This is a genomic window from Desulfobulbaceae bacterium DB1 (assembly GCA_001914235.1).
Taxonomy (GTDB): Bacteria; Desulfobacterota; Desulfobulbia; order Desulfobulbales; family SURF-16; genus DB1.
In genome coordinates, this window is the sequence record MQUF01000018.1 from 22423 (window position 1) to 42037 (window position 19615).

Here is a 19615-nt window from a genome sequence, read left to right on the forward strand (position 1 = left end):
ATGGCTGCTCACGGTAAACGTAACACTCCGTAACACAAATATTGCAAGTATTCAATACATCCTTTTTTTTATTTTGTCGACAAAGCAGAGGAATAACGAGGAGATGCTTGACAACGGAAAATTTTCCGCTTTGGATATTGAAAATAAATAAGAATGACAGGGAATCAGTCTGTATCGGACGAAAGAAAAGAGTCCGGGGCAAATTCGAGTCGGAAATCTCCGAATAAGTTACGAGCACTGATCTCATGGCCCCAGGCCGCTGGGGCCATGGGGACGGATGGAGTCAAAAGACAAAGAACCTTACGGACTGATCGCAATATTCAACATTTTGCCGGTTTCCTGATCCCGGCAGCGCACCTCCGCCCGCACCTCGCCCGGCGGAATCGGCCCGGACAACTCCACCGCGATGCGCAAGGTGCCGGGTTGCACCTTTTTGATAAGCCACTTCGCCTTGCCGTTGTCGAATTTCATTGCCGGCGGAGACGATTTCACCATAGTGATACCCGCCGGGAAAAACTGATGGACGATGAGATTGCCGGCAGCAGCACTTTTGATATCCAGCTCAAGGACAATATTCACGCCCGCGGAAGAAACATATCTGCCGCCGACCAGTTCCCGGGCGCAGGTCGCACCGGGGAGTGCCAGGGTCACAACCCCAAGCAGCATTGCCAGCCAAAAAATGTTTCGTGTTCGATCCTGCATCATTCTTCTTGATTTCATCCGGGCAACTCCTTATCAGGGAAAAATCTCAAATTTCTTCCGCTCACTGTTCCATTCATAACCCGATCCCAACCAGATTTCCTCCACCTGATCAATATCAATGCCGAGCGTCATGATTTCGTTGAACACATCATAAACCGTCAGAATTTCCTCGTCACTGATGCGACCATCGGCATTTGCATCAGCCCAGTGAAAACCGGTCAGCTTGACCGTCGCATTGCCCTGCACGGGGCCGGGGCGTCCGGATCCTTTTGACACCGATACCGTGCCGGCAAATTGCACCGCGGGCTCCTGTGTCGGCGCAAGTTTCACCGTATAGGCAAACACCTGCCGGCCGTCAATTTTCAGCAGCCATTTGACCTCGCCGGTCTTGGGGTCATAGGCGGAATAGGGAGGAACCGAGGAAAGCAGCTTGCTGCCGGCAGGGAGTTTTTCCTTGACGATAAGGGAAACAGGGGAGGTCGAGCTGCCGCGGACATCGATTGTTACGGGAAAAGGCGCATCGACAACCCCCTGAACGGGCAGGCGGCGAACAGCGGTGAGGGATGGTTGCTCTTCGGCCGGATAAAATCGCCACAGCAAAAAAAGACAAACCACCAGGGCCACGGCAACCGCCAGCGGCACGACCGGAAAACGTTTCGTGACCGGAATGGTTTCGCCGGGGGGCGGCTCCTCCTGGACCGGAGAAATTTCCGCAACCGATTCCGTGCCGTTTTCCGTCGGTCCATCCGGGGAAAGCCCTTCTTCCCGCTCGAGAATTTCCTCAAGCTCAACCTCAAGCGTTTCAGCCAGCTTGAGACCGTTTTCCTTCTTGATGGTGGGATATCTTTTGTTTTCCCAGCGGGAAATGGTATCGGTGGTAACACCGACCGAGGTGGCCAGAAAAAGCTGGGTAAGCCCCTTTGTCTCCCGCAGGGTCCGCACCTTGGTGCCGTCGATTCGAACCATCGGCACCCCGCCGGTAAATTTATTCGTCTCCATTTCTTTGCTTCCTGTGATATTGCTTTTCATTTGAAAGCCCTATCATAAACAATTCCTCTCCGTCCGACACCGGATTTCTTTTTTTTTGACATTTCCAACCCCATCTCCGGTGACGGACCGGCTGGCTTCCTCCGAAACGCCACTTCACGCAACATATTGATTTTCCGCCAATGTCTACCAGACATCACCCCCTGTCCCCCCTGATTTGCCCCGATGTCCTCTATTTTTTTCAGCGAAGAAACCGTAATGTTTGACCAAAAGGAGGACGCATTCACTCGGCGTCCGGAAGCAAGGAAAATCACCGCAACACAGGAGGAACAGATGAACAATAAACAGCAGTCTCACCCGAAAAAAATTTCCGCCAAACTCTTCTGCCTGACCGGCGCAGCCGCCATCTTTCTCATGGCCCCCGTTTCCCTGCTGGCCGGGGAAACACCATCCCTGCAGGAAAAAGTCAACATCAACATCCAGCAGGCATGCCCGTCGATTGCCGGACTGGCCGCCGACAACAAAGAGGTCAAGGAGTTCACCCATGCGCTCCATGCGGAAAAATACCTGAAAGGCAAAAGCGGTTTTTCCGCCATCCCCTACACCGATGATTTCACCTGCGCGGCCTGTCATCAGGGCGCCAAGACCGCCGAGGAAATTAGCGGCGCGGACAAATGCGAACGCTTGACCGCTTCAATCGGCGCGGGCGGCGGTGCGGCGGAATACAAGAAGCAGATGCATGCCGTCTGCATGGATTGCCACAAGAATATGGCCAAGGCCGGTGAGAAAAGCGGCCCGAGCAAATGCAATGAATGTCATGGAAAATAACGGAACAGTTTCAGGATAAAAGGCCGTCACCCAAGACACAACAACCATTAAACACAAGGAGAAACATCATGAAAAAGACAACAAGTATCCTTCTCGCCATCGCATTCGTCGTGACCTCAGCCGGAGCGCTGCAAGCGGCAAGCGGCAAATGTACCGTCACCGCCGTTGAAGGCACCAAGGTGATTCTGGACTGCGGCAGCCAGGCCGCTGAATTCCCGGTGGGAACGGAAGTGAAGATCAAAGGCGCAAAGGGAAAGGCAATCGAAGGTTGCTAAGCGGCGTCTCCTTCATGCCGGCCATTCCCCTTTCTGGAATCCGGCATGAAGGCGCCGTGAAGGCAACACTCGCATGAAAACGGCTCACCCGCCATCCGCGGGGGCGTCATTCTTGACGGCGGGATCCGGAGAGAGGGGGCAATCGTCATCCCTCTCCGGATCAGGCGGGATGATTGTCATCAAAAAATTACAATCCCGGCAGCGAAATTTTTTGCTGCCGGGATCGACTTTTTCAGGGGGGAAGGAATAGCGCTTACCGCATTCCTCACAAAAAACAAGCATCTTTCCAAACTCCCGCCGATTATTCTTTTCCCATCATCTGCATAAGCTCTTCCCGAAGCCTGTCAACTTCGCGGCGGACAATATCCGTCACCGCCGCCTCCATGGCCGCGGACAACTCCGCCTGTTCCGCCGCCGCCACAACAACGGATGGCGGTGAGGCAACCTGTTGTTGCGTCTCATGCAAGGCGCTCACCACCAACTCATTCCAGGCGATATAGTCGGCCGTTGCCTCCAGATGGGCTGAGAGCAGTGTCTTCTGCGGCTTCATGGTAAACAGCGAATGGTTCAGCCGGTCATAATTTTTCTGCAACAGGCGGCAGGACTGATCCGCCAGGACATCCGGACTGCGTTGCAGATGGCGGCCGACCGCGGCAATGAATTCGAGAAAGAGATGCATGGAGGAATGACCAGGGAAAGCCCCCTGCAACCTCCCCACCTCATCCGCCAGATCCTGCAGACCGTTCGGACTTGCGCCGTAAGCGATCTGCTGAATGATGCGCCCCAGCTTATCAGCCCGAACCTCCTCGTCCCCGGCTTCCGGAACAACGGCTTCTCCGGTCGTGAGATCAATCGGTTCCTCTTTCTTTTCAGGCTCGATCTGCCCGATATCCACCTCAACGGTTTCTTCCGCCACCGCCTTTACCGCAGGAGCGGCAGAAACCTCTTCCACGGTTGCGCCGATTTCATCGTCGGCAAAAAAATCATCAAGCAGGCTGTCCGCCTCGGGAAAGACCTCGTCATCGACCCTGTCCAGCCGGATTTCCTTGGCATCCGCGCCCTGAACGGCCGAGGGCATGGGCGGCATGGGCGGAGGGGCTGCTTGACGGTCACCTTCAACCATCCCCTGAAACAGGGTGTTAAACGCTCCATCAACAGCCGTATCTTCCTTTTGATCCATCAGGGTGCGCATGGTGGTGCCGCCCCCGCCCTGGACGGTTGTCTCAGGTGCCGCTTCAGGCGGCGGAGTCGGCGCCGGCGGTTGTCCTTTACGCGGCCGGGAAATTCCTTCCTTCAAGGCATTGTATTTTGCCACCTCGCCGCGCACCAGGGCAACCTTGAGGGCAGCAGTCAAATCCGGATCGATCACCACCTTTTCCAGGGTGGCGAAAACCGAGTGCAGCAACTTGATGGCATCCTGATGGGCCCGTTCCCGCGCCTTCTTGATATACTGACCCAGGGTGCCGATCACCTGCAGGCAGACAAGCAGAGGTTTCTGTCCGACCCAGCGCTCCTGCAGCGGCTTTATCGCCTGGGCCAGATTATCCATGGCCTCATCGGTAATTTCCCATTCAATCGCCAGGATAGCCGCCTTCAGCTCTTTAATTGTCTCCGCATTGTCAGTCATTCTCGCCTCCTATTGCAGCTCCTTACGGAAGGAAATCAAGGTCATGGAAATAATTTTCTTCAAGGTGTCCACAACGTTTTCTCCGGTTACCGCGCTTGCCACAAACGAAGGCACCTTCAACTCCCGGTTGAGATCGCTCTCCATTTCTTCAACGGTCAGAAGCGGCACCTGGCCTTTCAGGTCGATCTTGTTATATTGCAACACCAGCGGAATCTTGAAGACATCCTTGTTATGGCTCAACAGATTTTCCTTCATCTGCTCCAGAGACTTGATATTGCTGTCCCGTCTCTCCTGCTGCAGATCAGCAACGAAAACAATACCGTCAACCCCTTTCAGAACCAGTTTGCGGGTGGCATTGTACTTGACCTGACCGGGAACCGTGTACAGCTGAATTTTGATATCAAAACCATGAATCTTGCCGATATCAACCGGCAGGAAATCAAAAAACAGGGTCCGATCCCCGTGGGTTTTGATGCTGACCATTTCGGTTTTGATGCGCTGTTTGTATTTCTTGTTGATATAGTCGAGGTTGGTGGTTTTTCCACCCCGGCCAGGTCCGTAATAAACGATCTTGATCTGGACTTCTTTTTTCTTTACGTTTATGAATCCCACAGGTTACCTCACGCTCTCATCTTTCCCAGATTAATTTTATCTTATCGATAACATCCGTCGTTTTCAGTCGCAAAAAACCAAGAGAAACGTCCTGGCCGAAAATGCAGATCAACAGAATTTCTTCATTGACCTTGCTGAAATGGATGCTTTCCTTTTCACCCCGGTGAAAATGAAGAGAAAACTGCTGTTCGCCGACCAGTTTGGCCATGGCGTCAACCGCGGCAAAATTGCCGGCAGCCAGGGCGGCAAACGAGGTCACATCATAGCTCGTTTGCCCGTCGTTTAATTCGGCGATGGTATTGCCTGCCGTGTCTATGAGAATGGCACAATGCACCCCGATAGCTATCAGGTCTTCCTTCAAAATCGCTTCAATCTTCTCCAACTGCTTCTCAGAAACATTGTACATTGATTTTTCCTTTCCGCTGATCGCTCGTTATTGACATACTCTTTTTTTATCATGCACAAAGACAGGGAAAAATGTCGAGCACAATTTGCGCTCTCAGACACGAGGTGTGGCCATCCGGGCACGAGCAGCTTTCCGCCGACCGGCGGATCAGCTCACAGGCTTATCTGCAATATTCATTCCCAAAACACAACGACATTCAACAACCGGACGCCTTCCGCCGAAGGCCATTCGCCCCGGGCGGCGCGCCGAACATACCGCAGTGCAATATCCGAAATGCAGCCCAAAAAAGGCAACTGCTTCGAATCCCGGCTAAAAACAATTAACATGCCGCCAAATAGTTTTCAAACAAACGTTTCCAATCGAGGTTTTAACGAAGAAAAACGTGAACGAGCGGGAACCTATAAAAGTTTCACGGGCTTCACCCGATTGTCAATATTTTCCGGAGAAATGTAGCTGATGGTATTCAGATTGCCGGCAACAGCGGCGATGACCTCCTCATCGCCATCAACAAAAAGAGGCAGGATGCTTCTGCCTGAAAAAAGCATCTTCTTCCAGTATGCCAACAGCTGGTTCGGCGACTTCTGCAACATGCTCCGGGTGAAAGATTCATGAACGCGGGAGTTATTGTTGACGACGATGGTGACGACCGTCCCATTTTCCCATTGCCGTTGCTTCCCGAGAAAAATACGTTTGACCGCGTCCGAGGTCAGGGCGCTGGTCGAACTGTCCTTGTCAACCACCAGCACAAAATCATTGCCGTGGGCCGGCGCAAAAAACGCCGCCACGGCAAGCAGCAGAAAAATGAGGGTCGACACCTTGACAACGGACACGATTGAAACCCCTTCAGAAAGTCCAGGAAAGCTTTGCGGCAAAATAATTCCAAAACCGTTCCGGCCCTTCGTCATTATACATATTGAGCATCATGGCCGTGCCGTCAATCCAATGGAACTCCGCCTTGGCCGTCAGCGAGGGGTGAAGGTCCCAGCGAAGGCCGAGAGCGAAATCCTTGCGCCAGGCGGCATGGGAAGGCGCCTGGGGAAATGCTGCCCCCTTCTTGTCATGCTTGAGACGATAGAATTCATCATAGAGGGCGGAAAATGTCCAGTCATCAAAAGGGCTGTAGCACACCATCACATACCATGCCTGCGAAGGGCCATCCAGGGTGACATTGTCATACATGGTGGATTTCCGGTCATTTTCTCCGTACTCGGCGGCCAGCAGCCAATTCCTCAGGGAATACTCGGCCGAAAAAACGAACTCGCCGTCAATCGTATTGACTCCCGCCGCTTCGGATGCATGATTGACGTATGTTTTCATGATCGAATGCAGCCAGCTTGCCCCAAGGCGCAAGCCGCTCCCGCTGCTGTTGAAAACCAGCGCCCCGCCGTACAGTTCGTCGCTTTCCCGTTTCGAGGAATGAGAGACAAGCGGGATATCCGGATTGCGATTCGCCACCGGCAGGCTGCTGTTTCTTTCAATCAACGACTGAACCGACTGCTCCGCACTCTCGGCCAGAACACTGCTGCCGGGAAAATCCGTTTTTCCGACAAAGAAATGGTAATCAAAATCGCCGATCGATCCTGTCTCGATATTGCCGTGCAGGCCGCCTCCCACATAGGCAAGATAAATATCGCGCCGTGTTTCGTCATAAATGCTCTGAGGCAGCAAGACCATCGGCTGGAGAAAATCGGAGTCCCGGCCTTCATTATAAAACCCCATGGGCATTTTGACCTTGCCGAGCAGAATGCCCAGCTCGTCCCAGGGACGGTAGTCAGCCACCGCCCAATCCAGAATCACCTTGTCTTCACTGTAGTTCCCCAGGTTGCGGTAGAAAACCTGCGACCCCAAACGCAGCTCTTCCATCGGGACCCAGTTGACATTCAGGGCGAGATCGGTGAATTCCAGGGTGCCGGAGCGGCTGCCGGCAAGAAAATTATTGGAAGAGCTGTCCAGATACCCCTGGGAGACAAATCCATGCACCTGGACCGACCGGCCGAGATCCACGGCATTCCCGGAAAAAGGCCGGCAAAAAACAAACAGGAGCAGAAAAAAAAGAACACGAAACACCATTGATCGGACATCATGCCCGCTCAAGGCGGCGAAACCGCCAAGGCGGGTCGCAACAAACACCGTGGGACCGCCCAAGTCCCTTTGCAAGTAAAACACGAAATAATCTCCCCTTTTCACCCAAAGAGTTAAAACGTCCTTTTGTCTTTCGTCAAGCGAAAGAAAACAAAAGAAGATTCAGCAAAGAGGAGTGCAACAACAAGACGTTACACGCCGCTCCATTCATCATTTTCCGTTTTTTTCATTTCACCCCATCCCTTCCCAAGCGGGCGCCGAAGAGGGCTTTTTTCGCAGAGCCGGGGGAGCATCAACCCGGCGGGCTGTAACATTACCAGGTAACAACCTGTTGTCACAAGCAGAAAGGCGGGCATGAATTTTCTTTATCGCCGCCGCAAAACCGCATCAAGCAACATACCGGAATCACGCCATTATCAAACCATTTTCTTTTCCAATCCGTGACATGGCACCCCTTTTGCTCAAGAGGAAATTATTTGCCGCGCGTTACGCGGAAAAACTCATGCTGTTCCAGCACAGCCCAGGAAGAGGAATTCACATGCCCGTCACCATCAGAAACATTATGGAGCGACCGGTTATGCTCCGGCTCAACAGCGGACTGACCTGTTATCTTGCCCCCGGCGCAACATCAGCTGAAATTATCGACACGGAGGTCGTGCATAACGAAAAACTTCTCAGAATGGCCATGCGGGGCATCATCACCCTCATCGATGGCACAAAACAGGTCAAAACCGCGCCAAGCAGACAAACAAAAAACAAAAGCCAGAAAACAAAAAAAGCAAATCCTTAATTGACAAGGAGGCAGAGCATGGCCGTTTTAACGTATCCCGGTGTGTATGTGGAAGAAATTTCCAGCGGCGTCAAACCGATCGAGGCAGCCGGAACATCCACGGCGGCATTTTTCGGTGTTGCCGAAAGAGGCCCGATCGGCGAGCTGAAAAAAATTTTCAACTTTACTGAATTTCAGACCATCTACGGCGGTTTTCTCAACGGCTATTTTCTCGCCCACGCCGTGTTTCAGTTCTTCAACAACGGCGGCACCCAATGCTATGTGGGCCGGGTCGCCTCCGGGGCGGACACCGCCTCGGTGACCCTGCTTGACCGGGGCGGCAGCGCCCAGAACAGCATGACGATCGCGGCCCGTTCGGCCGGCGCCTGGGGCAATCGGCTGATGGCCATTGTCGACAGCACCAGGGCCGACGATCCGGCCAACGACTTCAACCTCACCGTCTTTCAGGACAACCCGAAACCGGATGAGGCCCCATTGCTGGTGGAGGCATATGAAAATCTTTCCATGAACCCGGCCTCGCCCGAGTATGCGCCGACGGTGATCAACTCCAGCTCCAAACATATCAGGATCGCGGTCAACACCGGCAACAGCAACCAGATCGCCGGTTACAGCCAGAGCGCCCCCCTGACTCTGGGCGGCGACCTGCTGGGAGCAAACCAGCGCAAATTCAGAATCAACATCAACAACGACGGTTACCGCACGGTGGATCTGACCGCAGCCCTGGCAGGGGCCGATGTCAGCGACCTCGATGACATCCGGGCCGCAATCCAATCCACCATCCGGGCCATGACCCCGCTCCGGGAATCAACTCCGGCCAACGCCTATACCGTTACCGTTACCATTCAGAGCACCACCATGCTGCGCATCACCTCCGGCAACACCAGCGCCGGGTCCAAGGTGGAGATTGCCGCGGCTGCCGATCCCCTGGAAAACGCGGCCGGCGCCCTGCGGCTGGGCAAGAGAAACGGCGGCAGCGAGGTGTACGGTTCATCCGCCATGCGACCGCAGAATACCCCGGCCGAAGATTATTTCTACCTGGGTGACGACACGGTAAGCGGCGCGGTCAGTGCGGTGCAGCTCGGCGGCGACGGCACCCTGCCGCTCACCGACAATGATTACACCAGCGCCCTGTCCTGGCTTGACACCATCCGCGATGTCAGCCTGATCGCCGTGCCGGGCATCGGCTCGCCCGCGGTGGCGGATGCCGGCATGAACTACTGCGGCAACCGGCCGCTTTCCGACTGCTTCTATATCGCCGACATGGACCGTGACGATATCACCCTGGAAGACGCGATTCTGTACCGGGACAGCATCAACACCCCCAATTCCTATGGCGCCGTCTATTTCCCCTGGCTGAAGATGCTCGACCCCACCGGCCTGTCGTCCGAACCCATCAGCGTGCCGCCTTCGGGATTTGCGGCCGGACTTTATTCACGCATCGATGCCCGGCGCGGGGTATGGAAGACCCCGGCCGGAACCGAAGCGGTTGTCGGCGGCGCCGTGGGCCTGGTCACCGATCTCACCGATATCCAGCAGGGCACCTTGAACAAACAGAAAAAAAGCGTCTGTGTTATTCGCAAATTCCCCGGCTCCGGCATCGTCCTGTGGGGGGGCCGCACCCTGAGCTCCGACCCGGAATACAAATACATTGCCGTCCGCCGCATGGCCATCATGCTGCGGGTCAGCATATACGGCGGGATCCAGTGGACCGTTTTCGAACCAAACGACGAGGAACTCTGGTCGCAGATCCGGCTCAACATCGGTTCCTTCATGATGACCCTGTTCCGCCAGGGCGCCTTCCAGGGCTCCACCCCCTCCCAGGCCTTTTTCGTCAAATGCGACAGCGAGACAACCACCCAGGCGGACATTGATCTCGGCATCGTCAATGTCCTGGTCGGTTTTGCGCCGCTGAAACCGGCGGAGTTCGTGGTGGTCAAAATCAGCCAGAAGACGGGACAGAATTGATTGGCGATTTGGGCTTGCGGAATGCGGATTGAATGAAAACAGAAAAAACAGAGCACATGCTTTAGGGAGACAGATATGGCACAGTTTACCGTAAACACCCACCGGTTTGACCCCTACCGGAACTTCAAATTCAAAATCAAATGGGACGGCAAGTATGTAGCCGGCCTGAACAAGTGCAGCGCCCTGAAAAAAAGCACGGAGGTAACGGAATGGCGCGAGGGAGGCGACCCCAGCGCCAGCCGCAAGCTGCCGGGCAAGACCTCCTATGACGGCATCACCATGGAGGCGGGAGTCACCCATGACACCACCTTCGAGGAATGGGCCAACCTGGTCAACAATTTTCAAAGCGATGCCTCCATGTCGCTGAAAAACTTCCGCAAGGATATCGTCATCGACGTCTTCAATCTGCAGGGAAGCAAGGTTCTTTCCTACAAGGTATACCGCTGCTGGGTTTCTGAATATCAGGCCCTGCCGGAGCTGGACGCTTCGGGCAATGCGGTGATGATCCAGAGCATCAAGCTGGAAAACGAGGGCTGGGAGCGGGACACCGCCGTCACCGAACCGGCTGAGTCATAAGTGCCATGCCCAAGTACCACTGCACACTGCCGGGAGGATATGTCGATGATGCGGGAAGGGTGATGCGGGATGTCACCCTTCTGCCGCTCAGCGGTTTCAGCGAAAGACTGATCGCCGAAAAGCGTTGTCTTTCCTCGCCGGCCCTGACAACCGCCCTGCTTGCCGGTTGCATCGGCCGCATCGGCGACCGTGACGATGTTTCGCCGGGGATGGTGCGCTCCCTGCTGGTGGGGGACCGCCAGTATCTGCTGCTCAAACTGCGGGAGATCACCTTCGGCTCCGACATCCGGGGAATTATCCGTTGCTCATGGCCTGACTGCGGCGCAAAAATGGACATTGATTTCCCCATGGACCGCATCCCGGTGAAAAGCGTCCCGCAGACCGGCCGCTTGTACACCATGCGGCGTGCCGAAGCGTCAGGCCCCAGGGAAATCACCTTTCGACTGCCCGACGGCAACGACCAGGAAGCGCTATGCCGATTGGTTGAAGAGGATGAAACAGCGGCCGCCGACATGCTGCTGGCCCGCTGCATCCAGGACGTCACTCCGGCTGACATTGCCGTTCTTGCTCCGGCAACGAAAAGAGCCGTCGAAGAGGCAATGAAACAACTGGCCCCGTCAATCGAACTGAGCATGGAGGCGTTCTGCCCGGAATGTCGACGTCCCTTTGTCGCCTTCTTTGACCTGGAACGATTTATCCTGGATGAGCTGCGCACCAATCTTGATCTGCTGCTGCAGGAGGTGCACTACCTCGCCTTTCATTACCACTGGAGTGAACGGGAAATCCTCGGCATGAGCAGGGAAAACCGCAGACGCTATATCGACATCCTTTCCGCCCACATGGAGCAAATGCATGATGCCCGCTGACAAAAGCACCGGACAACGGACCATTGTCAGATCACTGCTCGGCCTGCCGCAGCGGGACTCCGGCCACCTGCATGGCTGCGCCGCCGCGCCGCCGTCCCCCTTCCGCTTTTCCTCGGAAGAAATCGGCGAGGAATTTCCGCCAAAGCAATCAGTCGAATTCCGGCCGGGCATACCTGCCGGCACGGCAATCGGCCGTGTACCATCCGCTCCTGACCCGGTGTTGCCCGCCGATACCGGAGGCCCGCCGCACCTGCACGCCCCTGCCGACAAAAACAACGCGGCTCGGCATATCATCCGGACGGAGGCGAAACCCGCAACCGGCCGCATTGCCCCGGGAGATGCTCCCCCTCTTGCCGCCGCCGAAACAAACGAAAGCATGCCGGCGGCAGATACAGGGCTCCAGAGCGACCCGGGCGGTAATGCGGCAGCAGATTCCCGACACCCCGGCGCGCAACCACGGAGCGGCCGGAACAGTTCCCTTTCCCAGCCTGCCCCGGCAACGGACATGACGTCCCCTCCTGCATCCCGACCGGGCGCTGACCATGCCCGGCCGCAGCCGTTCGCCGGGGCGACACGCTTGACTGAAAATCAAGGAAATTTTCGGCAAACGGACGCAGTGGCCGGCCCGGCACCCGCCGACCATTCCGCGAAAATCGGACGGCATGACGGCAACGCCTCTTTTGTCGCGATGAAACAAAGCAAAACTGTTCACGATGCGGAAGCGGAGAGGAAAACGGTGATCAATCCGGCAACAGAAATTTTGCCGGCACAGCCCTCCCCCCCCCCTTTCCCGCTGAAGGAAAAATTGACGGACAGCGAGGGTTTCCCCGTGCCCCCATCCCCGCATCAGCAAGAGCGGCCGGTGGATGACCAGGTCATGCAACTGCGCCGCAGCTTTCATGCAAGCCTGGGCAAACAGGCACTGGTCCGGGAGGAAAAACCGGCAAAACAGACAGCGGAGACTTCCCGCCGGGAAGACGAGGCAAACAGTCCGCCGGCCTTGCAACAGGTGGTGATCATCAAACAGACGACGAAGACCAACGGAAGCGGACCTCCCGCCGCCTTCTGGGAACGAAGCTATATGTCACACCTGACATTACGGACCATCAGATGAAAGGACGAACGTGAGCGCATCAACGGCAATCGGCATGGTGAGTGAATCACTGCGCAATCTGCTGCTCGGGGAAATGCAGCTGACCCCCGAGGTGGATGTGACGATTCTCTCGCCGCATGAAAGCGGGGGGGACCGGCGGGTCAACCTCTATCTGTACAAGGTACTGGAAAGCCCGGCCCTGCGCAACCAGGACTGGCAGGCCCGGACGGATGACCCGACCCGTCTTGTGCCGCCGCCGTTGTCGATCCACCTCTTTTATCTGCTGACGCCCTATGCGGTCAACGACCAGGTGACGGGCAATGCGGCGAGCCACCTGATCCTGGGGGAAGCAATGCGAATTCTCCATGAAAATCCGATCATCCCGGATGACTACCTGGCAACCGGACTTGACGGCGCGCGTGAACAGATCAAGGTGATACAGAACCCCATCGAACTGGAGGAACTGGCCACGGTCTGGACCACCTTTTCCCAGCCGTACCGCTTATCAGTGGCCTATGAAGTCGGCGTCGTTCAGCTCGACATGCAACCCGCCAAGGAACGCAGCCTGGCCAACAGGGTCCGTCAGGTGGGCGTGCCGGATGTACGGGCGCCCTTTCTCCCCCCCACGGTGGAATCGATTGAACCGATGTCGGCCCCGGCAGGCTCAACCCTGACCATTAGAGGAATTAACCTGACCGGCTGGCGGGCATACGTTTCCCTGATGCGGCGGGTCATCCTGTCCGGAGTTGAATTAAGCGGTGACTCCCTTGCCGTGACGATTCCGGGGGACCTTGCGCCCGGATTCTATGAAATGCGCATCGACATATCGCACCTGACCCGCAAAACCCTGTTTTTTGAGGTGACACCGTGATCCCGCAGCTGCTGCAAAGAGAAGACCGTGAACTTCGGCACTATGCCGACGGGTTCAGCCATCTGGCCGACGAGCTGAAAAAACTCGACCTGCTGCTGCGGATCGCGGTCCTTCGTTTGCAAGGCTCCATAACCGGGCCGGAAGCAGGGCTGCAACCCCGGGCGGCCATCTCGCGCGATGCGGTTGAACGCCTTTTGCAAGGCGACGCGAAACCTGTCGGCAACACCGGCGCAATTCGATTGATCCGCCGGGAAATTTCCCTTCTGCAAGACGCGATGGAGGAAAAAACAAGCGTTGCCCGGGAGCGGCACATCTTCTTGCCCCTGCCCGAGCTTGCCGCCATGTTTTGCCTTTCCCCCCTGGAATTGCAGATGGTCGTCATCTGCCTGGCGCCGGAACTGGACCGGAAATACGACACGGTCTACGCCTTTCTGCAGGACGATATCACCCGCAAAAAACCATCCATTGATCTTGTTCTCACCCTGCTGGGCGAAAACCGGGAGGAGAGATGGACCATGCGACGGCTGCTGGTCCCCGGTTCGCGGCTGCGGCGCAGCTCCATTCTCGAAAGCGTTGCCGACCCGCACAACCCGTCCGGATCAAGCGATCTTGCCGAATTCCTCCGGGTTGATCCGCGCATCGTCGCTTTTCTCCTGGGCGACAACAGCCTGGACGGCAGGCTGGTTGCCGTGTGCCGTTCACTTGCCGCCGATGTCGCCCTGGCCGACGTGGCAATGGCCCCTTCCGTCAAAACAAGGCTGCGCAACCTGACCCTGCCCTTTATCAGGCGGGAAAATGTCCCCTCGAAAACCATTTTCTACCTTTACGGCCCCGAGGGAAGCGGCAAGGTGCGGCTTGCCCTGGCCCTGTGCGGGGAAATACAATGTCCCCTGCTGCAGCTTGACGCCCTGCTGCTGCCCGATGACAGCGGGGAGCGGAATCGTTTGCTGCGCCTTGCCTTCAGGGAAGGGCTGCTGACCCGGTCAATCATCTATCTCGGCAATATCGATTTGCTTTTTGCCCATGACGACGGCCTCCGCCTTTTCAAGGAAATCGAACAGGCCGTCCTGTCCTATGGCTGGCTTGTCTTCATGGCAGGGGAAAAGCCATGGAGTCCCCGGCATGTCCGCCACGACATCGACTTTCATGCCTTCCGGGTACCGGCCCCGGATACCGATGTACGGGAACAGTGCTGGCAATCCGCCCTGCAGGCGCATGGTTGCCCTGCCGCCCGCCAATGGGGCAGCGATCTCGCCAAACGCTATCATCTCACCCCCGGCGCCATAGAGAAGGCCGCCCGACTCGGAGCAAGCCTTGCCCGGGCGGAGGGCAGGGAAAATCGCCCCTGCCTGGATGATTTTTCCAAAGGCAGCAGCAGCCAGTCACACCACCGTCTCGGCACGCTTGCCGTCAGGGCGGAGACGCTCTGCGACTGGTCGGATCTGGTTCTGCCCCGGGAAAAAATTGAACTGCTCCAGGAGCTGTGCAGCCAGGTCAAACACCGGCACATGGTCTTCGACACCTGGGGCTTTGCCCGGAGAATCAGCCGCGGTCGCGGCCTTTCCGCCCTTTTTTCCGGCCCTCCCGGCACCGGCAAAACCCTTGCCGCTGAAATCGTCGCAAACGTGCTGGGGCTCGACCTCTACAAAATTGATCTGGCCGGGGTGGTCAGCAAGTATATCGGCGAGACGGAAAAGAATCTGAGCCGCATCTTCCGGGAAGCGGAACAAAGCAATGCCATCCTCTTCTTTGACGAGGCGGACGCCATGTTCGGCAAGCGAACCGAGGTCAAGGATGCCCACGACCGCTACGCCAACATCGAAACCAGCTATCTGCTGCAGAAGATGGAGGAGTATGAGGGGATGGTCATTCTCTCCACCAATCTCCGCGCCAACATGGATGAGGCCTTTACCCGGCGCATCCGTTTTATTATCGAATTTCCCTTTCCGGACAAGGCCCTGCGGGCCCGGATCTGGCAGGGACACTTTCCGTCCGCAGCACCGCTTGCAACCGCCCTTGATTATGATTTCCTGGCCGGTGAGTTCCAGGTGGCGGGCGGCAACATCCGCAATATCGCCGTCAACAGCGCCTTTCTGGCTGCCCGGGAAAACAGCCCCATCACCATGGAGCACGTCCTGCACGCAGTCAAACGTGAATATGCCAAGATCGGCAAACTGTGGACGGAAGGCAACAGGCAGAAGAAATAAGATTCTGGGTACAAGAAGCAAGAAAGGCACTTTTACATCAGCCTTTCGCAAGGAGGCATATATGGCCGGCCAAATAAAAACACGAAAACAGCGGCGGGACAAAAAGTCCGTTGTCAAAGCGCACGGTTCGATTGACATGGCGCAACAGAGCCCGACCGTGCCTTCCCTGGAAAGAACCCTGGGCAACCAGGCGATGCTCGACCGAAGCGATAAAAATACCGCCACGGAAGAAAGCGTCGTCCCGCGCATTGAACTCAAGCGCTTTTCGCCGGACAAGGGCGGGGGCAGCCCCGGCCGACCGGACAAGAGCACCTCTGCGTCGTCCGGCGACCAAGACCAGAGCGCCTCGCTCACCTCCTTTGCCCCTGAGGCGCGCGGGGTGGGCATCCAGGTGGATATCGTCGGTGGCGTCTGCACCCCCACCTATCCGGACGGCTACCGCTGGACCCAGACCATCGACACCAACGTCCCTTTGGGAGGCACCACCTCGCCCTATGTGGATCCACGCCCCAATGACGACACCAAGCCGTTTTACTGGACCGATGCCGAAGCGGCGGCGCGGCCCACCACCTTTATCGACCACCCCTCCCGCAACACTCCGGGGAGCGGGGTGACAACCTGGGATGCGACCCTGGCCTTGAACGGGGTGAACAACAGGACGGTCACCATGATCGATTCCCTGTCCTACGGCTTTTCCATTAACAGCGCGGGCACGGTGACCCCCCATTATCCGATCTGCCCCGGGGGCGGGCTGCTGTCGAGCCACCAATCAACCCTGAGTTCGGAATTCCCGGGATGGACCTTTTCCTAGCAAATTATTTACCCTGAGGACGGGACAGTGGAGGAAAAAGACGATTTCAGCCTGCGCATCATCTGGCGCGGCAATGAAGACAAGCCGTTCTACCGGGCGCATTATGCCTCGCAATCTTTAAGCGACACGCTGAAAGACCAGCCTTTCTGGGGAAACGGGGTGATCAGCGTTGAGGAGTTCGGCAGGGTGATGCGCATCATTGAAACAAACGGATTGCAGATCGAACATGAAGTCGTTAACGGCAACAATTTCGGCTATTTTGTCGAGATCAGGATGGGGGCGCGGACGGATTACTGCTTTCTGGGATTTTCCCGGAAAACACTCGAGCTGCTGGAACGAATGCTCGCGGCATTCAACCCGGAGAACCGTGCCCCGCTGCGCTCGATCATCGACCGCATCGCCATTAATTTACCGTAAAAGGATTGACACTATATGTCCGGAGGATTCTCCAACAAACCGAAAATTCTGCGCGGGGCCTTTGTCGAGTATGGCCTCAGCCTGCCGCCGCTGCTTGTCCCCTTTCAGTTCAATCCGGTGCAGCTGACCCGCAACCGCTCGCTCACCTTTTCGGTACCCAACGCCCCGGAACAGACGGCGCCGGCGGGAGAAACGGAAGAGGCACGGCAACGCCGCATCGCCGCCAGCCGCACGACACTCCGCCAGTTCCATCAGCGGGAGGAATTCTCCGACCTGCTGGAACTGCAGCGACAGCAGCAAGTGAGGGTGCAGGAGGAGTCGGTCTCCTTTGAAATCCGGCTGGACGCAACGGACAAACTGAACGAGGGTGATGCGATCACCGAACAGTTCGGCATCATGCCGCAGATCGCCACCCTGGAACTGATGGTGTACCCCAAGGGGGAAAGCATGCTGGGCGAGGCGCTGGGCGCCCTGCTCGGTTCCTCCGGCGGCTTCAGTTTCACCCGGGGGGAAAACCCGCCGATGATCCTCTTCATCTGGGGGCGGAAAAGGGTGATGCCGGTGAACATCAACAGCATGAACATCACGGAAACCGAGTTCAGCACCGATCTCAATCCGGTACGGGCCACGGTGGCGGTCAATCTCACCGTTATCGAAGGCCCCAATCCGGTGTTCAAATACACCAAGGCAATGAAGGAGGCCATGTCGATTTTAAACCTTGCCAACCTGACCAGTATCACCGATGTGGTTATTCCGGGGTAATATATGTTTTTCAAGAACTCACGCTACCGGAAAGAACCATACACCGTGATTGTCAAGGCCGATGGCCGGCAGGCCAAATCCGTGCGGCTGCGGCGCACTCCGGCGACGCAAGGAACCTTCCTCCATACCATCCAGGAAGGGGAACGACTTGATCATCTGGGATTCCGCTATTACAGGGCGCCGCAGAAATGGTGGCATCTGGCCGATGCGGCGGCGGATTTTCTTTCTCCCCTGGACCTGCTGGGCACGGCTGCCCTGCATCGTGTCCGTATCGGCCTTGACCATGATGATGAGACCGGCCCGCCGCCCTGGAGCGCCCTGGCGGCCGCCCTTTCTTGCCTGCCGGGAGTTGAGGATTTTCTCTTCGAGGAAGAAGTGCTGCTCAGCGAGCAAAGTGTGGAGAGTGACGGCGAAACCATCCCGGTTGCCGAGGAAATTTTTCAACGCTCCGTCCTGGTGACATACAACAGTCTGAATCTTGGCGTTCACCAAATCACGGCAGCGACGGCGGGGAGCGGCTTTGACCCGGGCGCGGCGGAATCCATCGGCCGGACCGGCAAAAAAATCGTCATCCCGCCGGATGGAGCTGCCTGATACGCGCCTATGGAGAATGAAAATCTCGTCATCGAAATCGAAGGGACAGAGGCGGACGACCTCTATCCCAGGCTCCTCAGCCTGGAGGTTGAGCATGACATCGAGCTTGCCGCCATGTTCCGCCTGCGCTTTTCCCTGCTGCTCCACCAGCAGGACGGCTCCTGGACCCTGCTTGATGACGAGCGCCTGCGGATCTGGAAACAGGTGACGATGCGGCTGACGGGCTTTGCCGATGGCGACGAAGAACTGATCCGCGGCTATATCACTCATGTCATGCCCACCTTTGACAGCGATCCTGCCCGCTGCGCGCTGGAAATCTGGGGCATGGACAGCAGTGTCCTGATGGACCGGGAAGAAAAATTAAAGGACTGGCCGAACAAGAAGGACAGCGACATCGCCGCCGAGATTCTCAACAGTTATGGTTTCATGCCGGATGTGGAGGACACGGAGGTGATCCATGACGAGGCGCTGTCCACCATTATCCAGCGGGAAACGGACATGCAGTTTCTCAAGCGGCTGGCGCTGCGGAACGGCTTTGAGTGTTATGTGGCGGGCGAATCGGCCTGCTTTAAAAAACCGGGGCTGAACGAGCCGCCCCAGCCCCTGCTTTCCGTACACTTCGGCAGTGAAACCATGGTCAGCCGTTTTTCCCTGACGGTGAACGGACTGAACCAGGCCACTGTCGCCATGTACCAGCTTGACCGGATGAACAAGGAGGTGCTGGAGACGGAAATCAACGAGGGTGAACAGACCCTTTTGGGAGGCGAGGACGCGGCAAGCCTTGCCGGGCCGTCGACGAATCCCGGCCGGGTGGTGGTGAGCCGTTGCGGGGCGACCGGTACGCCGGAAATGCAGGCCCTGTGCCGAGAACTCTATCACCAGGGAACATGGCTCGTCAAAGGCGAAGGCGAGATTCAGGCCAACCAGTACGGCCACATCCTGCAGGCAAGGAAAACCGTTACCATCCGCGGCATCGGCGAGACGTACAGCGGGGTGTATTATGTCACCCATGTGACCCATCTCTTCACCGAGGACGGGTATCGGCAGCTGTTCATGGTGAAACGCAATGCGCTGATGCCGGAAGGCTCGGAGAATTTTTCCGCTTCATCGAGCCTTTTGGGCGGACTGACATAGGAGGAAACCC

22 protein-coding genes are annotated in these 19615 nt (G+C 56.8%); 14 read left to right on the forward strand and 8 right to left on the reverse strand.

All coding sequences use genetic code 11. From position 1 onward, the window contains the following. Window positions 1–300: 300 nt before the first annotated feature. Window positions 301–720, reverse strand: coding sequence for a hypothetical protein (locus tag BM485_14570; protein OKY74244.1), 420 nt, complete (start codon window positions 718–720; stop codon window positions 301–303). Between the two features lie 15 nt (window positions 721–735). After that, a complete protein-coding gene (locus BM485_14575) occupies window positions 736–1701 on the reverse strand; it encodes a hypothetical protein (protein ID OKY74285.1) in 966 nt (321 codons plus the stop codon). Between the two features lie 246 nt (window positions 1702–1947). Here BM485_14575 and BM485_14580 point away from each other — a divergent pair, with 246 nt between their 5' ends. Together BM485_14580 and BM485_14585 are read left to right on the forward strand one after the other, a co-directional pair. After that, entirely contained in the window at window positions 1948–2517 is a 570-nt protein-coding gene (locus tag BM485_14580; protein OKY74245.1) for a hypothetical protein, read from the forward strand. A gap of 68 nt (window positions 2518–2585) precedes the next feature. Then, on the forward strand, window positions 2586–2792 hold the full coding sequence (locus BM485_14585) for a hypothetical protein (GenBank protein OKY74246.1): 207 nt from the start codon (window positions 2586–2588) through the stop codon (window positions 2790–2792). A gap of 84 nt (window positions 2793–2876) precedes the next feature. Here the strand turns inward: BM485_14585 and BM485_14590 are convergent, their stop codons facing one another. From BM485_14590 to BM485_14615, 6 genes are all read right to left on the reverse strand, one after another. Next, complete coding sequence (locus BM485_14590; protein OKY74247.1) at window positions 2877–3074, reverse strand: hypothetical protein; 198 nt, start codon at window positions 3072–3074, stop codon at window positions 2877–2879. 19 nt (window positions 3075–3093) lie between these two features. Then, window positions 3094–4419 carry a hypothetical protein gene (locus tag BM485_14595; GenBank protein OKY74248.1) on the reverse strand — a complete coding sequence of 442 codons (1326 nt, stop codon included), beginning with the start codon at window positions 4417–4419 and terminating at the stop codon, window positions 3094–3096. Between the two features lie 9 nt (window positions 4420–4428). Continuing rightward, a complete protein-coding gene (locus BM485_14600) occupies window positions 4429–5031 on the reverse strand; it encodes a gliding motility protein (GenBank protein OKY74249.1) in 603 nt (200 codons plus the stop codon). A gap of 16 nt (window positions 5032–5047) precedes the next feature. Beyond that, complete coding sequence (locus BM485_14605; protein ID OKY74250.1) at window positions 5048–5437, reverse strand: gliding motility protein; 390 nt, start codon at window positions 5435–5437, stop codon at window positions 5048–5050. Window positions 5438–5835: 398 nt separating this feature from the next. Then, window positions 5836–6267: a hypothetical protein gene (locus BM485_14610; protein OKY74251.1), complete on the reverse strand. Its 432-nt coding sequence runs from the start codon at window positions 6265–6267 to the stop codon at window positions 5836–5838. Between the two features lie 13 nt (window positions 6268–6280). Then, entirely contained in the window at window positions 6281–7603 is a 1323-nt protein-coding gene (locus BM485_14615) for a hypothetical protein (protein ID OKY74252.1), read from the reverse strand. Between the two features lie 454 nt (window positions 7604–8057). On the opposite strand from BM485_14615, the gene BM485_14620 reads away from it, so the two are divergent. The 12 genes from BM485_14620 to BM485_14675 all read left to right on the forward strand — a co-directional run bounded on the left by BM485_14620 (window position 8058) and on the right by BM485_14675 (window position 19605). Further along, a complete protein-coding gene (locus tag BM485_14620; GenBank protein ID OKY74253.1) occupies window positions 8058–8309 on the forward strand; it encodes a hypothetical protein in 252 nt (83 codons plus the stop codon). 18 nt (window positions 8310–8327) lie between these two features. Then, the gene (locus tag BM485_14625; protein OKY74254.1) at window positions 8328–10274 is read left to right on the forward strand and encodes a hypothetical protein; all 1947 of its coding nucleotides are present in this window, start codon (window positions 8328–8330) and stop codon (window positions 10272–10274) included. Window positions 10275–10349: 75 nt separating this feature from the next. Then, window positions 10350–10850: a phage tail protein gene (locus BM485_14630; GenBank protein OKY74255.1), complete on the forward strand. Its 501-nt coding sequence runs from the start codon at window positions 10350–10352 to the stop codon at window positions 10848–10850. A 62-nt stretch (window positions 10851–10912) separates the two neighbouring features. After that, a complete protein-coding gene (locus BM485_14635) occupies window positions 10913–11716 on the forward strand; it encodes a hypothetical protein (GenBank protein ID OKY74256.1) in 804 nt (267 codons plus the stop codon). Then, window positions 11703–12830 carry a hypothetical protein gene (locus tag BM485_14640; protein OKY74257.1) on the forward strand — a complete coding sequence of 376 codons (1128 nt, stop codon included), beginning with the start codon at window positions 11703–11705 and terminating at the stop codon, window positions 12828–12830. Before BM485_14635 ends, BM485_14640 begins: the two co-directional genes overlap by 14 nt. Before the next feature lie 34 nt (window positions 12831–12864). Then, on the forward strand, window positions 12865–13680 hold the full coding sequence (locus tag BM485_14645) for a hypothetical protein (protein OKY74258.1): 816 nt from the start codon (window positions 12865–12867) through the stop codon (window positions 13678–13680). Then, on the forward strand, window positions 13677–15887 hold the full coding sequence (locus BM485_14650) for a hypothetical protein (protein OKY74259.1): 2211 nt from the start codon (window positions 13677–13679) through the stop codon (window positions 15885–15887). The genes BM485_14645 and BM485_14650 overlap by 4 nt, the downstream gene beginning before the upstream one ends. Window positions 15888–15948: 61 nt before the next feature. Continuing rightward, window positions 15949–16698 carry a hypothetical protein gene (locus BM485_14655; protein ID OKY74260.1) on the forward strand — a complete coding sequence of 250 codons (750 nt, stop codon included), beginning with the start codon at window positions 15949–15951 and terminating at the stop codon, window positions 16696–16698. A gap of 27 nt (window positions 16699–16725) precedes the next feature. Beyond that, window positions 16726–17115, forward strand: coding sequence for a hypothetical protein (locus BM485_14660; protein OKY74261.1), 390 nt, complete (start codon window positions 16726–16728; stop codon window positions 17113–17115). 15 nt (window positions 17116–17130) lie between these two features. Then, window positions 17131–17877, forward strand: coding sequence for a hypothetical protein (locus BM485_14665; GenBank protein ID OKY74262.1), 747 nt, complete (start codon window positions 17131–17133; stop codon window positions 17875–17877). A 3-nt stretch (window positions 17878–17880) separates the two neighbouring features. Next, window positions 17881–18471 carry a hypothetical protein gene (locus BM485_14670; GenBank protein ID OKY74263.1) on the forward strand — a complete coding sequence of 197 codons (591 nt, stop codon included), beginning with the start codon at window positions 17881–17883 and terminating at the stop codon, window positions 18469–18471. Window positions 18472–18480: 9 nt separating this feature from the next. Beyond that, window positions 18481–19605, forward strand: coding sequence for a hypothetical protein (locus tag BM485_14675; GenBank protein ID OKY74264.1), 1125 nt, complete (start codon window positions 18481–18483; stop codon window positions 19603–19605). The last annotated feature ends 10 nt before the right edge of the window (window positions 19606–19615 follow it).

Coding starts and splice junctions, on each gene's coding strand:
- BM485_14570 (OKY74244.1), bottom strand. CDS start 720: ATGAAATCAAGAAGAATGATGCAGGATCGAACACGAAACATTTTTTGG.
- BM485_14575 (OKY74285.1), bottom strand. CDS start 1,701: ATGGAGACGAATAAATTTACCGGCGGGGTGCCGATGGTTCGAATCGAC.
- BM485_14580 (OKY74245.1), top strand. CDS start 1,948: ATGTTTGACCAAAAGGAGGACGCATTCACTCGGCGTCCGGAAGCAAGG.
- BM485_14585 (OKY74246.1), top strand. CDS start 2,586: ATGAAAAAGACAACAAGTATCCTTCTCGCCATCGCATTCGTCGTGACC.
- BM485_14590 (OKY74247.1), bottom strand. CDS start 3,074: ATGCTTGTTTTTTGTGAGGAATGCGGTAAGCGCTATTCCTTCCCCCCT.
- BM485_14595 (OKY74248.1), bottom strand. CDS start 4,419: ATGACTGACAATGCGGAGACAATTAAAGAGCTGAAGGCGGCTATCCTG.
- BM485_14605 (OKY74250.1), bottom strand. CDS start 5,437: ATGTACAATGTTTCTGAGAAGCAGTTGGAGAAGATTGAAGCGATTTTG.
- BM485_14620 (OKY74253.1), top strand. CDS start 8,058: ATGCCCGTCACCATCAGAAACATTATGGAGCGACCGGTTATGCTCCGG.
- BM485_14625 (OKY74254.1), top strand. CDS start 8,328: ATGGCCGTTTTAACGTATCCCGGTGTGTATGTGGAAGAAATTTCCAGC.
- BM485_14630 (OKY74255.1), top strand. CDS start 10,350: ATGGCACAGTTTACCGTAAACACCCACCGGTTTGACCCCTACCGGAAC.
- BM485_14635 (OKY74256.1), top strand. CDS start 10,913: ATGCGGGATGTCACCCTTCTGCCGCTCAGCGGTTTCAGCGAAAGACTG.
- BM485_14640 (OKY74257.1), top strand. CDS start 11,703: ATGATGCCCGCTGACAAAAGCACCGGACAACGGACCATTGTCAGATCA.
- BM485_14645 (OKY74258.1), top strand. CDS start 12,865: ATGGTGAGTGAATCACTGCGCAATCTGCTGCTCGGGGAAATGCAGCTG.
- BM485_14655 (OKY74260.1), top strand. CDS start 15,949: ATGGCCGGCCAAATAAAAACACGAAAACAGCGGCGGGACAAAAAGTCC.
- BM485_14665 (OKY74262.1), top strand. CDS start 17,131: ATGTCCGGAGGATTCTCCAACAAACCGAAAATTCTGCGCGGGGCCTTT.
- BM485_14670 (OKY74263.1), top strand. CDS start 17,881: ATGTTTTTCAAGAACTCACGCTACCGGAAAGAACCATACACCGTGATT.
- BM485_14675 (OKY74264.1), top strand. CDS start 18,481: ATGGAGAATGAAAATCTCGTCATCGAAATCGAAGGGACAGAGGCGGAC.